Below are 14,503 nucleotides of genomic sequence, written 5' to 3' on the forward strand. Positions count from 1 at the left end.
CCATGCGGAAAGCGCTGATTGACACTCTGGGAATCGGGACTTCCGCGCGCTTGTGTGATAGACAAAAATTTGGCAAGGTGATGGTTAGGACAGGAAGACTGTCTCAATTTTGCTTGCAGTTCCGGCATACGGATTGCAACGAAAGTCGGTGCTTTCGAGCGCCAGGAAGGCAACAGGCAAAGCCGTTCTCGGGGACGAAGAACGCCTTGGCCTGAATTTAAGAAAATGCGGCTCGCAGCGGACGAGCGGTGACCCAGAGGCGGGTGCCGCGGAACGCCCAAGGTGCGCCGAAGATAGCGGTGAGGCAGCTTGCCGCATGGAGAGGATTGGAACAATGACCGGGTCGCAATTCGAGCGCGCAAACATCGTGGCAGAAGAACTGTCGGCGACGGTCGCCTCGAAAACGACTGATCCGATTCAGGAACACAATTCGCGCCCGCCGGCTGTAGGTCTGTACGATCCGAGCCTGGAGAAGGATTCCTGCGGCGTCGGCTTCATCGCCAACATCAAGGGCAAGAAGTCCCACGAGATCGTCGCGGACGCGCTCAGCATCCTCTGCAACCTCGAGCATCGCGGCGCCGTCGGCGCCGACCCGCGCGCCGGTGACGGCGCCGGCATCCTGGTGCAGATCCCGCACGCCTTCTTCAGCCGCAAGGCCGGGGAGCTCGGCTTCACGTTGCCGGCTCCGGGCGAATACGCCATCGGCGCGCTGTTCATGCCGCGCGACACCGCTTGGCGCAACGTCATCAAGAGCATCATCGCCGACCAGATCAAGGAAGAGGGCCTGACCCTGCTCGGCTGGCGCGACGTGCCGACCGACAATTCCTCGCTCGGCGTCACCGTGAAGCCGACCGAGCCCGCCTGCATGCAGGTGTTCATCGGCCGCAACGGCACCGCCAAGACCGAGGACGATTTCGAGCGCCGGCTGTACATCCTGCGCAAGTCGATCTCGCAGGCGATCTACCAGCGCCGCGACCGCGGCCTCGCGGGCTATTACCCCTGCTCGATGTCGTGCCGCACCGTGATCTACAAGGGCATGTTCCTCGCCGACCAGCTCGGCAAGTACTATCCCGATCTGCACGAGGCGGACTTCGAGAGCGCGCTGGCGCTGGTGCATCAGCGCTTCTCGACCAACACCTTCCCGGCGTGGTCGCTGGCGCATCCCTATCGCATGATCGCGCATAACGGCGAGATCAACACGCTGCGCGGCAACACCAACTGGATGGCGGCGCGCCAGGCTTCCGTGAGCTCCGAGCTCTACGGCAAGGACATCAACCGGCTCTGGCCGATCTCCTATGAAGGCCAGTCGGACACCGCCTGCTTCGACAACGCGCTCGAATTCCTGGTGCAGGGCGGCTACTCGCTGCCGCACGCCGTCATGATGATGATTCCGGAGGCGTGGGCGGGCAATCCCCTGATGGATGAGAAGCGCCGCGCCTTCTACGAATATCATGCTGCGCTGATGGAGCCGTGGGACGGCCCCGCCGCAATCGCCTTCACCGACGGCCGCCAGATCGGCGCGACGCTCGACCGCAACGGATTGCGGCCGGCGCGCTATCTCGTGACCAAAGACGACCGCATCGTGATGGCGTCCGAGATGGGCGTGCTGACGATCCCCGAGGACCAGATCATCACCAAGTGGCGGCTGCAGCCCGGCAAGATGCTGCTGGTCGACCTCGAGCAGGGCCGCCTGATCCCGGACGACGAGATCAAGGCCGAGCTCGCCCGGAGCCATCCCTACAAGGAGTGGCTGGAGCGGACCCAGATCGTGCTGGAAGAGCTGCCGAAGGTGCCGACCACCGGCGTGCGCTCCAACCTGTCGCTGCTCGATCGCCAGCAGGCGTTCGGCTACAGCCAGGAAGACATCTCCATCCTGATGACGCCGATGGCCTCCACCGGCGAGGAAGCCGCGGGCTCGATGGGCAACGACACGCCGATCTCGGCGCTGTCGGACAAGGCCAAGCCGCTGTTCACCTACTTCAAGCAGAACTTCGCGCAGGTCACCAACCCGCCGATCGACCCGATCCGCGAGGAGCTGGTGATGAGCCTCGTCTCCATCATCGGACCGCGGCCCAACCTGTTCGACCTGCAAGGCCTCGCCACCACCAAGCGCCTCGAAGCGCGCCAGCCGATCCTGACCGATGCGGATCTCGAGAAGATCCGCTCGATCTCCGACGTCGCCGAGTCGCACTTCAAGTCGCGCACGCTCGACACCACCTTCCACGCCGGTCTCGGTGCTGCCGGCATGGACCAGGTGCTCGACGAGCTTTGCGCGCGTGCGGAAGCCGCCGTCCGCGAGGGCGTCAACATCATCATCCTGTCCGACCGCATGGTCGGCAGCGACCGGGTGCCGATCCCGGCACTGCTGGCCTGCGCCGCCGTGCATCATCATCTGATCCGCGTCGGACTGCGCACCTCGGTCGGCCTCGTCGTCGAATCCGGCGAGCCGCGCGAAGTGCATCACTTCGCCTGCCTGGCCGGCTACGGCGCCGAAGCGATCAATCCCTATCTGGCGTTCGAAACCATCATCGCGATGAAGGACCGCCTGCCCGGCTCGCTCGACGACTACGAGATCGTCAAGCGCTACATCAAGTCGATCGGCAAGGGCCTGCTCAAGGTGATGTCCAAGATGGGCATCTCGACCTACCAATCCTATTGCGGCGCGCAGATCTTCGACGCCGTCGGCCTCAAGGCGGACTTCGTCGGCAAGTTCTTCGCCGGCACCCACACCCGTGTCGAGGGCGTCGGCCTTGCCGAGATCGCGGAAGAAGCGGTGCGCCGTCATGCCGACGCGTTCGGCGAGGCGCAGGTCTACAAGACCGCGCTCGACGTCGGCGGCGAATATGCCTATCGCAGCCGCGGCGAGGACCATGCCTGGACCGCGGAGTCGGTCGGGCTGCTCCAGCACGCCGCCCGCGGCAATTCGCTGGAACGCTACCGCGCCTTCGCCAGGATCCTGAACGAGCAGTCGGAGCGGCTGTTGACGCTGCGCGGCCTGTTCCGGATCAAGAACGCGGACGAGGAGAAGCGCAAGCCGATCCCGATCGACCAGGTCGAGCCGGCCAAGGACATCGTCAAGCGCTTCGCCACCGGTGCGATGAGCTTCGGCTCGATCTCGCGCGAGGCGCACACCACGCTCGCGATCGCCATGAACCGGATCGGCGGCAAGTCGAACACCGGCGAAGGCGGCGAGGAAGCCGACCGCTTCAAGCCGATGCCGAACGGCGATTCCATGCGTTCGGCGATCAAGCAGGTCGCCTCGGGCCGCTTCGGCGTCACCACGGAGTATCTCGTCAACTCCGACATGATGCAGATCAAGATGGCGCAGGGTGCCAAGCCCGGCGAAGGCGGCCAGCTGCCCGGCCACAAGGTCGACGCGACCATCGCCAAGGTCCGTCACTCGACGCCGGGCGTCGGCCTGATCTCGCCGCCGCCGCATCACGACATCTACTCGATCGAGGATCTGGCGCAGCTCATCTACGACCTCAAGAACGTCAACCCGACGGGCGACGTCTCGGTCAAACTGGTCTCCGAGATCGGCGTCGGCACGGTCGCCGCCGGCGTTGCCAAGGCGCGCGCCGACCATGTCACCATCGCGGGCTTCGAGGGCGGCACCGGCGCTTCGCCGCTGACCTCGATCAAGCATGCCGGCTCGCCCTGGGAGATCGGCCTTGCCGAGACCCACCAGACCTTGGTGCGCGAGCGGCTGCGCAGCCGCATCGTGGTCCAGGTCGACGGCGGGTTCCGCACCGGCCGTGACGTCGTGATCGGCGCGCTCCTCGGCGCCGACGAGTTCGGCTTCGCCACCGCGCCGCTGATCGCGGTCGGCTGCATCATGATGCGCAAGTGCCACCTCAACACCTGCCCGGTCGGCGTCGCGACCCAGGACCCCGTCCTGCGCAAGCGCTTCACCGGCCAGCCCGAGCACGTGATCAACTACTTCTTCTTCGTCGCCGAGGAAGTCCGCGAGATCATGGCATCGCTCGGCTTCCGCACCTTCAACGAGATGATCGGCCAGGTTCAGCTGCTCGACCAGACCAGGCTGGTCGCGCACTGGAAGGCCAAGGGCCTCGATTTCTCGAAGCTCTTCGTCAAGCAGAAGGAAGAGAAGGGCCAGAAGATCTATCATTCCGAGCGCCAGAACCATCATCTGGAGGCGGTGCTCGACCGCACGCTGATCGAGAAGGCGACGCCTGCGCTCGACCGCGGCGCGCCGGTGAAGATCGAGGCCAGGATCAACAGCACCAACCGCTCGGCGGGTGCGATGCTGTCGGGCGCGGTCGCCAAGATCTACGGTCATGCCGGCCTGCCGCACGACACGATCCATGTCGGGCTCAAGGGCACCGCCGGCCAGGCATTCGGCGCGTGGCTGGCGCAAGGCGTCACCTTCGAGCTCGAAGGCGAAGCCAACGACTATGTCGGCAAGGGCCTCTCGGGTGGCAAGATCATCGTCAAGCCCCCCGCCAACAGCGGCATCGTGCCGGAAGAGAGCATCATCGTCGGCAACACGGTGATGTATGGCGCCATCCAGGGCGAGTGCTACTTCCGCGGCGTCGCCGGCGAGCGTTTCGCCGTGCGCAACTCGGGTGCGGTGGCGGTCGTCGAAGGCGCCGGCGATCATTGCTGTGAATACATGACCGGCGGCATCGTGGTCGTGCTCGGCAAGACCGGGCGCAACTTCGCGGCCGGCATGTCCGGCGGCATCGCCTATGTGCTCGACGAGACCGGCGACTTCGACAAGCTTTGCAACATGTCGATGGTCGAGCTCGAGCCGGTGCTGTCGGAAGAGCTGATCAACGCCGGCACCTATAACCACTCGGGTGACCTCGAGGCGCACGGCCGGGTCGACGTGTTCAAGAACCTGCTCGACTCCGACGTCGAGCGCCTGCACGTCCTGATCTCGCGCCATGCCAAAGCGACCGGCTCCAAGCGCGCCGCCGACATCCTTGCCAACTGGAAGGACTGGCTGCCCAAATTCCGCAAGGTGATGCCGGTCGAATACCGGCGCGCGCTGCGCGAAATGGCCGCCAACGCGGACGCCGAGCCGAAAATCGCGATCGGCGCGTAGAGCGATAAGCCCTCATGGTGAGGAGCGCGATAGCTGCGTCTCGAACCATGAGGTCACCAGCGGGGCCTTTCATCCTTCGCGACGCGGCGCCAGTGCGCCGCTCCTCAGGATGAGGGTCTGGCTAGAGAGAAGACGAATTTAAGCGGCAGGGACTTCGGGTTTAATGGGCAAGATCACGGGTTTTCTCGAAATCGAACGGCATGACCGCAAGTACACCCCGGTCGCCGAGCGCGTGAAGCATTTCAACGAGTTCGTCGTTCCCTTGACCGAGAAGGAAACGCGCGATCAGGCCGCGCGCTGCATGAATTGCGGCATCCCCTATTGCCACGGCACGGGCTCGGTGGCGCCCGGCACGCCCGGCTGCCCGGTCAACAACCAGATCCCCGACTTCAACGACCTCGTCTATCAGGGCAATTGGGAAGAGGCCTCGCGCAACCTGCACTCGACCAACAATTTCCCGGAGTTCACGGGGCGCATCTGCCCGGCGCCGTGCGAAGCGTCCTGCACGCTCAACATCGACGACAACCCCGTCACCATCAAGACCATCGAATGCGCGATCGTCGACCGCGCCTGGGACAATGGCTGGCTGAAGCCGGAAGTGGCGACCGTCAAGACCGGCAAGAAGGTCGCGGTGATCGGCTCGGGTCCGGCCGGGATGGCCTGCGCGCAGCAGCTCGCGCGCGCCGGCCACGACGTGCATCTGTTCGAGAAGTTCGCCAAGGCCGGCGGCCTGCTGCGCTACGGCATCCCCGACTTCAAGATGGAGAAGGGCGTCATCGACCGCCGCGTCAAGCAGATGGAAGGCGAAGGCGTCACCTTCCACTACAACAGCCATGTCGGCGCTGACGGCAATGTCGACCCGCGCGAGATGCTCAACGATTACGATGCCGTCGCGCTGACCGGCGGCGCAGAAGCCCCGCGCGACCTGCCGATCCCCGGCCGCGACCTCCAAGGCATCCACTACGCCATGGACTTCCTGCCGCAGCAGAACCGCCGCGTCTCCGAGGAGCCGCTCGGCGGCGTCCAGGAGATCCTGGCCGGCGGCAAGCATGTCGTCGTCATCGGCGGCGGCGACACCGGCTCGGACTGCATCGGCACCTCGCTGCGCCAGGGTGCGCTCTCGGTCACCCAGCTCGAGATCATGCCCGCCCCGCCCGAGCGCGAGAACAAGGGCCTGACCTGGCCGAACTGGCCGCTCAAGATGCGCACCTCCTCCAGCCAGGCCGAAGGCGCGGTCCGCGAATACGCCGTGCTGACGCAGAAGTTTTCCGGCGAGAACGGCCAAGTCAAGAAGCTGCACTGCGTGCGCGTCGACGACAAGTTCAAGCCGATTGCCGGCACCGAGTTCGAGCTCGATGCCGAGCTCATCCTGCTCGCGATGGGTTTCGTGCATCCCGTGCACGAGGGCCTGCTCAAGCTGCTCTCGGTCGATCTCGACCCGCGCGGCAACGTCAAGGCCAACACGCTCGACTACCAGACCTCGCGCCCGAACGTGTTCACCGCCGGCGACATGCGCCGCGGCCAGTCGCTGGTGGTGTGGGCGATCCGCGAGGGCCGGCTGTGTGCGCGGTCGATCGACACGTTCCTGATGGGGAAGACAGATCTGCCGCGGTAACCGCGGCTGGTTCTGCTGCCAGATTAGCAAACGGTGTCATCGCCCGGCTTGACCGGGCGATCCAGCATTCCAAAGACAGTTGTAATCGAAACGATAGGCCGCGGCGTACTGGATGCCCCGGTCAAGCCGGGGCATGACAGCGGAGTAGGTGGCGAGAGCGGAGCCGAACTAGGCCGCATACGCTCAAACGCGACGCACCGCCGCCCTCAATTCTGCAACCTCACCCCCACCAACATCACCGTCCCCTGCGAGCTCGACCCCGGCTGGTTCGAGTTCAGGATGTCGTGGCGCAGCGTGCCCTTGATCCAGATGTTGCGGTTGAGCTTGTAGATCAGATTGCCTTCGAGTGAGTAGGTTTTGTCGTTGCGATTCTGGTTTTGGTAGTCGTAGGTGCCGTAGGTGAACTTGCCGACCGCGGTGAGCCAGCGGCGGAAGTCGTGATCGACCTCGATCCCGTAGGTGCGCACCAGCACGCCGGAGGAGCCGGGGACCGTGGACTCCGCGATCTGCGTGTCGGTGGCGAATTTCACCGTGGTCAGGCCGCTCGCGTTCCAGATCAGCGAGCCCGCGGTGAGGAAGCCCGCGAGCTGGCTGAGGCGCGGGTCGACATAGTTACGCGCGGTATAGCCGACCGAGATCTCACCGATCAGGATGCGCGAGAACTCGAAGCTCGAGCCGACCTTGGCGTAGCCACCCGATGAATCGCGGAAATAGCCGTTGCGGTCGGCGGGCTGGTCGTGCACGCGACTGTCGCCTTCGATCTCGACGAACGGCTTCAGCCCCGGCTTGAGGTCGTAGGAGAAACGACCGATGCCGCCATACTGGTTGAAGTCGCGGTCGTCGTTGCTGAAGGTCGAGCCGTCGGTCAGCTTGGAATCGGTGTAGGCGGTGCGATCGACGGTGGCGCCGGCAGCCACCTGGAAGCGATTGAAAGTCTGGTCGAAGCCGAGCGTGGTGCCGTAAGCGGCGTAGATCGGATATTTCTGCAGGCCCGCCTGCACGTTCGGGCTGCCGGGATTGTCGGTCGCGACCCGCAGCCGGAACTGCGAGGTGAGCTTGAGGTCGCGACTGACGTCAAAACGACCGTCGACATGACCGGTGAAGTCGGGGCGGTCGATCTCGACCGGCGACGGCGAGGCGAAGCCGTCGATCGTCGCCGGCATGTTGTTGGTGTAGCCGGAGAACGAGCCGCGCAGATCGGCGACCAGCGCGTGGCGCTCCCAGTCGGACATCACGAGAAGATCGGGCGCGACGACATAGGCCGGCGAGCCGACCGGCTTGTTCAGGCGCGCCGGATTGGTGTCGTAGCCGGCCGAGAGCTCGAGCCCCCCCTTGATCAGGAAGCTGCCGGCATAGTCGCCGACCGCTCCGAACGCATCGTCGTCGGCCTTGAGGCGGCGGCGCAGCGGCTGGCCGGGCACGGTGCCCGCCATCGCCCGCGGCACCGGCGCCTTGTTTGCGGTTTCCGACGGCGGCGGCGCGATGCGCGGCGGCCCTAGCGTCCGGTCCGGCGTTGCCGGCGGCACCGGCGAGCCGGGTCCGACCGGGCGCTTCGGCCTCGGCTGCCCGGGATAGAGCTTTGGCTGCTGCCGCTTGCGGTTGAGCGAGTCGTAGCCGGAGCCGCTGGCGCCGTTGGCGGCCGGCAGGCCGTACGTCGGCACCTGGCCGACGCGCGAGGTCGCCGGCGCCTGCTGGCGCTTGCGCGGATCGGCATTGGGATCGGGCAGCGCCGGGAGCGCATCCAACGGCGCCTGCGGCACGCCCGCCGTGCGGCGCGTCGGCAGCGTGTCGGGCGCGGCAAAGCCGCCGCGGTTGGGATTGAACAGGTCGGGCGTGAGGCTCTGGGCGGCCGCCGGCGCGCTTCCGAGGGCGGTCAGCGCAAGGCACGGCAAAGCCGCGCGCAGGAAATGCCCGCGTTTGCTCCGGCTCGTGCCTGGAGGCGCCCCCACGATGTAAGAACTCCAACGAAATCAAAGACTTTCACGACGACCTCCGCCAGCGAGCGGGAACCATCGTTAATGGAGTTAAAACAATTATGGTTAATGACCCGTTTCGGGCCCTGGCGCTCTCGTCGCCTCGCCGGTCTCGGCATGCTAAGCAGGGCCAACGGGCGCGCGCCCCTCCTCCCTGGACCTGAACATGTCGAGCTCGAAACCGCTGATGACCCCATCATCCGGCCCTACTCCCGACAGCGTCGAATCCGCGCTCCGCACGCTGGAGACGGAGAGCGGCGGCATCAACGCGCTCGCCGCCGCCCTGCGCGGTCCGCTGGGCGCGACCTTCGCCAAGGCGGTCGACCTGATCCGCAACGCCAAGGGCCGCGTCATCGTCACCGGCCTCGGCAAGTCCGGCCACATGGCGCGCAAGATCGCGGCGACGCTGGCCTCGACCGGCACGCCGGCCTTCTTCGTCCACACCGCCGAAGCCGCCCATGGCGACCTCGGCATGATCACCGCCGACGACGTCATCATGGCGCTGTCCTGGTCCGGCGAGCAGCCGGAGATGAAGACGCTGGTGAACTATTCGGCGCGCTTCGCGATCCCGATGATCGCGGTGACGTCGAACGCGGCGTCCTCGCTGGGTCAGGCCGCCGACATCGTGATCGAGCTGCCGAAGGCGCGCGAGGCCTGCCCGCACAATCTGGCGCCGACCACCTCGACGATGATGCAGGTCGCGATCGGCGATGCGATCGCGATCGCGCTGCTCGAAGGCCGCGGCTTCACCGCGCTGGAGTTCGCGCATTTCCACCCCGGCGGCAAGCTCGGCGCGATGCTGAAATTCGTCCGCGACTACATGCGCACGGGCGCGGAGATCCCGCTCAAGCCGCTCGGCACCAAGATGTCGGACGCGGTGATGGAGATGTCCGCCAAGGGCCTGGGGTGCGTCTGCATCGTCGACGATGCCGGCGGGATCGCGGGCATCATCACCGACGGCGATCTGCGCCGCCACATGCGGCCGGATCTCCTGACGGCATCCGTCGACGACATCATGACCAGGCAGCCGAAGACCGTGCCGCCCTCGATGCTCGCCACCGAGATGATCGAGGTGCTGAACACAAGCAAGATCACGACGCTGGTGGTGACCGAAGCGGACAAGGTGGTGGGCATCGTGCACCTGCACGATCTGCTGCGGGCGGGCGTGGCTTAGGGCGCGCTCTTTCCACCCGTCATTCCGGGGCGCGCCACTTGGCGCGAGCCCGGAATCCATTCATCTCCGAGGTTGCGGCCCGATGGATTCCGGGCTCGCGACTTCGTCGCGCCCCGGAATGACGGCGGGGGTGAGACGCTCCTCGCAATGACGGCGGTTGGGGCTACACCGGAAACCGCGCAGCCTTCTCCTCCAGCGGCAGCTTCAGCCCGTTCGCCAGGTACGACACTGTGCGGTAGAAGCCGCACAGCAGCATGATCTCCAGGATCTGGGCCTCGTCGTAATGCGCCGACAGCGCGGCGAATTTGGCGTCATCCAACGTCGCGCGGTGATGCAGCGCATCGACCGCCGCGATCAGCGCCTGCTCCGCCGGCGACCAGCACGGTGACGTCGCATCGCCCCGCGCGGTCGCATGCACCTCATCTTCGGTGAGCTTCGCCGGCCCGGCGAAGATCGCGACATGCACGCCCCATTCATACTCGCATCCGGTCAGCGCGCAGGTGCGGTCGATCACGATCTCGCGCTGGCGCAATGACAGCGGACCGGGATCGAGCAGGCCGCCGGCGCGGAACTTGTCCCAGGCGCGCGTATGGCCCGCCATCACCCGGAACAGCGCCAGCGGCGGGGCGCCGCGCATGATGCGGTCGAACTGCGCCTGGATCTCCGGGGGATAAGGCGGGACGAGCGGGGCGATACGCGGCGCGGCCTGGGACATCAGCTGTCTCCGTTGCTACAATTATCGTAGCAACACGCTACATTATTTGTAGCACCGCGCAAGAGGGCCGGGATGGCGAAACAGGCAGCATCAGGGAGCCGGACCGTGCGCGGCTCACGCACCGGCCGGCCGATCATGGCGCTGCTCGACCTGCTCGGCCGACGCTGGAGCCTGCGGATCCTGTGGGAATTGCGCGACCAAGCCCTCACCTCCCGCGCGTTGCGCACCGCCTGCGACGAGGCCTCGCCGACGGTGCTGCAAGCGCGGCTGACGGAGCTGCGCGATGCGGGATTCGTGGAGCTGGGCGACGGTGGAGGTTACGGGCTGACAGCGCTTGGGCGCGAGCTGTGCGAGACGTTCATGCCGCTGCACCGGTTTGCGGAGAGGTGGAAGAGGTAAAATCTGGACGCAGCCACACGCTCCGATCTTCCTTCTCCCCTTGTGGGAGAAGGTGGCGCGAAGCGCCGGATGAGGGGTTGCCTCCGCAAACATAGCGCAGCGTTGGAGGAAAGAGACCCCTCACCCGTCTCGCCGCTACGCGGCGAGCCACCCTCTCCCACAAGGGGAGAGGGGAAGAGAGAACTACGCCGCGGCCACCGTCAAATTTGCACCGTCAACCTGCACCACCTTCACCCGCGTCCCGGCCGGCGTATCGGGGCCGGCCACGCGCCACACCGTGTCGCCGAGGCGCACGGTGCCGTTGCCGTCGATGATCGGCTTCTCCAGCGTGAACTCGCGGCCGAGCAATGCCTCGCTTCGCTTGTTCAGGAAGGGGCTCGTGCTTGCGTCCAGCTTCGGCCGCGCGAGCCGGCGCCACACCGGCACGGCGGCGGCTGCGAAGATTGCGAACATCACCAGCTGGATCTGCCACGACACGGCGACAGCAAAGGAGATCAGGCCGACCAGCAGCGCGGCGAGCCCGAGCCAGAACAGGAATACGCCCGGCGCCAGCACCTCCAGCGCCATCACGATGAAACCGAAGATCAGCCAATTCCAGGTGCCGAGCGATACGAACATGTCGGTCATGACACGACCTCTTTATGCTGGCGTATGCCCTGATCGGAAAACCGGTCCCCACTTTTCCGGGGCATGCGCTTTAAATTGCCGCATGCACTTTTCGAAAATGCATGCGCTTTGATTACCCCTGTCGCGGCGGCACCGCCGGCGGCGTGGGGCCGGTCGTCGGCACCGAGCCGCCGCGGCGGGCGGCAGCGGCCGCGGACGCCGCGCTTTCGCCGAACGTTGCCTTGGCGATCTCGCCGATGCCGGCGAGCGAGCCCAGCATACTCATCGCTTCGACCGGAAGCATGATGACCTTCTGGTTCGGCGAGTCGGCCAGTTGCCCGAACGCTTTGATATACTTGTCGGCGATGAAATAGTTCAGCGCGGCGACATCACCCTTGGAAATCGCTTCGCTGACCATCTGCGTCGCCTTGGCCTCGGCCTCCGCGGAACGTTCGCGAGCCTCGGCGTCGCGGAACGCAGCTTCCTTGCGGCCCTCGGCCTGGAGGATCTGGCCCTGCTTGGCGCCCTCGGCGCGCAGGATCTCGGACTGGCGCTGGCCTTCGGCGGCCAGAATGTCGGCGCGCTTGACGCGCTCGGCCTTCATCTGCCGGCCCATGGCTTCGACGAGGTCGGCGGGCGGCACGATGTCCTTGATCTCGATGCGGTTGACCTTGAGGCCCCAGGGCGAGACCGCGGCGTCGACGACGCGAAGCAGGCGCTCGTTGATCTCGTCGCGATGCGACAGCACCTGGTCGAGATCCATCGCGCCCATCACCGAGCGGATGTTGGTCATGGTCAGGACGGTGATGGCCTGGGTCAGGTTGGAGACCTCGTAGCTCGCCTTGGCGGCATCGAACACCTGGTAGAAGGCGACGCCGTCCACCGTCACGGTGGCGTTGTCCTTGGTGATGACCTCCTGCTCGGGAATGTCGATCACCTGCTCCATCATGTTGATCTTGCGTCCGACGCGATCGAAATAGGGCACGATCAGGTTGAGCCCGGGGCTCAGCGTCTGGGTGTATTTGCCGAACCGCTCGATGGTCCAGTCATAGCCCTGCGGCACCGTCTTCACGCCGGCGACCAGCGTGACGATGACGAGCAACACCAGAACAATCGCGAAAACATCGAAACCGCTCATATTTCCTCCAAGGCGGGAAAGCCCTTTCCCGCGCTGTCATTGGTCGGGAACGCGACCTTACCGGTTCAGCGGTCACCATTCACGTCGGCGCGGAGCGACATTTCCACAAGAAGTACGGAGGCGGAACGATCGCCGATAAGTATTGTGAGAAAGCCCTTGAAAGGGCACGGAGGCAACCTAGCAACGGCCGGTGTCCTAGTTGGACCATGTAAAATTCACCGGCTTCAGCGCGGCGAGCTCGGGCCGCTCCTTTCGCAGCTTCGCCAGTTGGACGGCCGTCGGCCTTGTCTCGAAACTGCGTTGCTGCCCCGGAAAGACGGTCGCAACGTAATACAGTCCGGGGGCGGGAAGATCGATCTTGGGCGTATGCACCGGCACGAATCCCATCGACGCGCCATTCGGGAGATAGGTGCCCGGGCGCCCCGTCGTCGTATAGTTTTGCAGCTCAAGCCCCGTCGTTCCGACCGCGACTGGAATCGCAACAAAGCCGTCCGGAGCAACGCTGATCCCTCGCGCATTGATCGCGGGAAAACCGTTGTGAACGAACTGAAGATAGTTGATCGTCTCGCTGCCGCCGTTCGCGACCAGGACAATGGCCGTATCGCTCTTGACGGCACCGCCGGCCCGCACCGCTTCCGGATACATGGTCGACGCTACGTCCCCGGTCGTGTTGCAGCCAGCGAGTCCGCAGGCCACGACAGCTACAAGCAACAATCCCCGCATGTAATCGCGCCCGCCCCGTTCGAGCCGCATCGCTCGCGGCAACATCCCCACCGTCATTTTGCCCCAGGAATTCCGGAATCACCAGTCGAAGGTAGCTTCGGCGCCCCTATTCAACCACGGTGTTGGCGAGCGCAAGCAGCGAGGGCGACATGGTCAGCCCCAGCGCCCTCGCCGTCTTCAGGTTGATCGCCAGCTCGAACTTGGTGGGGTTCTGGACCGGCAGGTCGGCTGCCTGCGCGCCTTTCAGGATGCGATCGATGTAGTTGGCGGCGCGGCGGAGCTGCTCGGCGCTGTCGGTGCTGTAGGACATCAGCCCGCCCTCGTCGACGAAGGTGCGGCTCCAGAACACCGCCGGCACGCGGGCTTCACCGATTGCAGCCAGGAGCTGGGCACGATTGGCCATGGTGAAGAAGTCAGGCAGCACCAGCAGGCCGCCGTCCTTCCGCGAAGCCAGCGCGGCGATCGAGCCAGCGTCGTGAACCGGCGCTGCCTCGACCGACACGTGAAGCGTCCGTGCGGCGTCCTCGATCGTGCGCAGCATCAGGGGCGCGAACGGCGCGGTGGCAGGATTGTAGACGACGAAGACGCGGGACACTTTTGGCGTGACCTGCGTCAGCATCTCCAGCCATTTGCCGGCGAGCGGGCCGTCGTAATCGGTGAAGCCGGTGATGTTGCCGCCGGGATGAGCGAGGTTTTTGACAAAGCCCTGGCTGACGGGATCGGTGACGACGGCGAAGACGATCGGAATCGTCGTGGTGCGCTGGCGCAGCTCCTCGACCGACGGCGTGCCGACCGCGAGCAGGATGTCCGGCTTGAGCGCCACGAGTTCGTCGGCGAGGCGCGCGATGCGTGCCCGGTCGCCGGCGCCGCTGCGCCAATCGATCCTGAGGTTGTCGTGCTCCTTCCAGCCATGGGCGGCGAGCGTCTCGACCAGGATCGTGCTGCGGGCCTGCCCGATCGCGTCATCCGCGGCCGTGACCGAGAGCACGCCGAGCCGCCGCGTCGCGTTCGGCTGCTGCGCCAGCACCGAGGCCGGCAGCGCGGCGATCGTCCCAAGAAGCGCCAAAGTCTCGCGGCGGTTCATGGGACACG

The 14,503-nt window shown here is 65.8% G+C and carries 10 protein-coding genes; 4 read left to right on the top strand and 6 right to left on the bottom strand.

The features are described 5' to 3' along the window. The first annotated feature begins 334 nt into the window (after positions 1-334). Together gltB and AB7Z56_RS38870 are read left to right on the top strand one after the other, a co-directional pair. Positions 335-5,068 carry a glutamate synthase large subunit gene (gltB, locus tag AB7Z56_RS38865; RefSeq protein ID WP_441256775.1) on the top strand — a complete coding sequence of 1,578 codons (4,734 nt, stop codon included), beginning with the start codon at positions 335-337 and terminating at the stop codon, positions 5,066-5,068. Between the two features lie 163 nt (positions 5,069-5,231). After that, positions 5,232-6,683, top strand: coding sequence for a glutamate synthase subunit beta (locus tag AB7Z56_RS38870; RefSeq protein WP_063985701.1), 1,452 nt, complete (start codon positions 5,232-5,234; stop codon positions 6,681-6,683). 206 nt (positions 6,684-6,889) lie between these two features. On the opposite strand, the gene AB7Z56_RS38875 is transcribed toward AB7Z56_RS38870, so the two are convergent. Further along, the gene (locus AB7Z56_RS38875) at positions 6,890-8,632 is read right to left on the bottom strand and encodes an outer membrane beta-barrel protein (protein WP_231143655.1); all 1,743 of its coding nucleotides are present in this window, start codon (positions 8,630-8,632) and stop codon (positions 6,890-6,892) included. Positions 8,633-8,822: 190 nt separating this feature from the next. Between AB7Z56_RS38875 and AB7Z56_RS38880 the strand changes: the two genes are divergently transcribed. Beyond that, positions 8,823-9,830: a KpsF/GutQ family sugar-phosphate isomerase gene (locus tag AB7Z56_RS38880; protein ID WP_063985702.1), complete on the top strand. Its 1,008-nt coding sequence runs from the start codon at positions 8,823-8,825 to the stop codon at positions 9,828-9,830. A gap of 163 nt (positions 9,831-9,993) precedes the next feature. Here AB7Z56_RS38880 and AB7Z56_RS38885 read toward each other — a convergent pair whose 3' ends face one another. Beyond that, a complete protein-coding gene (locus tag AB7Z56_RS38885; protein WP_063985703.1) occupies positions 9,994-10,545 on the bottom strand; it encodes a carboxymuconolactone decarboxylase family protein in 552 nt (183 codons plus the stop codon). A 72-nt stretch (positions 10,546-10,617) separates the two neighbouring features. On the opposite strand from AB7Z56_RS38885, the gene AB7Z56_RS38890 reads away from it, so the two are divergent. After that, entirely contained in the window at positions 10,618-10,944 is a 327-nt protein-coding gene (locus AB7Z56_RS38890) for a winged helix-turn-helix transcriptional regulator (RefSeq protein WP_063985704.1), read from the top strand. Positions 10,945-11,127: 183 nt separating this feature from the next. On the opposite strand, the gene AB7Z56_RS38895 is transcribed toward AB7Z56_RS38890, so the two are convergent. From AB7Z56_RS38895 to AB7Z56_RS38910, 4 genes are all read right to left on the bottom strand, one after another. After that, positions 11,128-11,571, bottom strand: a complete 444-nt coding sequence (locus tag AB7Z56_RS38895) for an NfeD family protein (RefSeq protein ID WP_063985705.1) — start codon at positions 11,569-11,571, stop codon at positions 11,128-11,130. Between the two features lie 112 nt (positions 11,572-11,683). After that, positions 11,684-12,688, bottom strand: coding sequence for an SPFH domain-containing protein (locus tag AB7Z56_RS38900; protein WP_071909416.1), 1,005 nt, complete (start codon positions 12,686-12,688; stop codon positions 11,684-11,686). A 195-nt stretch (positions 12,689-12,883) separates the two neighbouring features. After that, positions 12,884-13,411, bottom strand: coding sequence for a hypothetical protein (locus AB7Z56_RS38905; protein WP_245328496.1), 528 nt, complete (start codon positions 13,409-13,411; stop codon positions 12,884-12,886). A 106-nt stretch (positions 13,412-13,517) separates the two neighbouring features. Then, entirely contained in the window at positions 13,518-14,495 is a 978-nt protein-coding gene (locus AB7Z56_RS38910) for an ABC transporter substrate-binding protein (protein WP_063985708.1), read from the bottom strand. Positions 14,496-14,503: the final 8 nt, after the last annotated feature.

Source organism: Bradyrhizobium sp. 482_C4_N1_8 (assembly GCF_052075965.1).
In the GTDB taxonomy this organism is placed as follows: Bacteria; Pseudomonadota; Alphaproteobacteria; order Rhizobiales; family Xanthobacteraceae; genus Bradyrhizobium; species Bradyrhizobium barranii.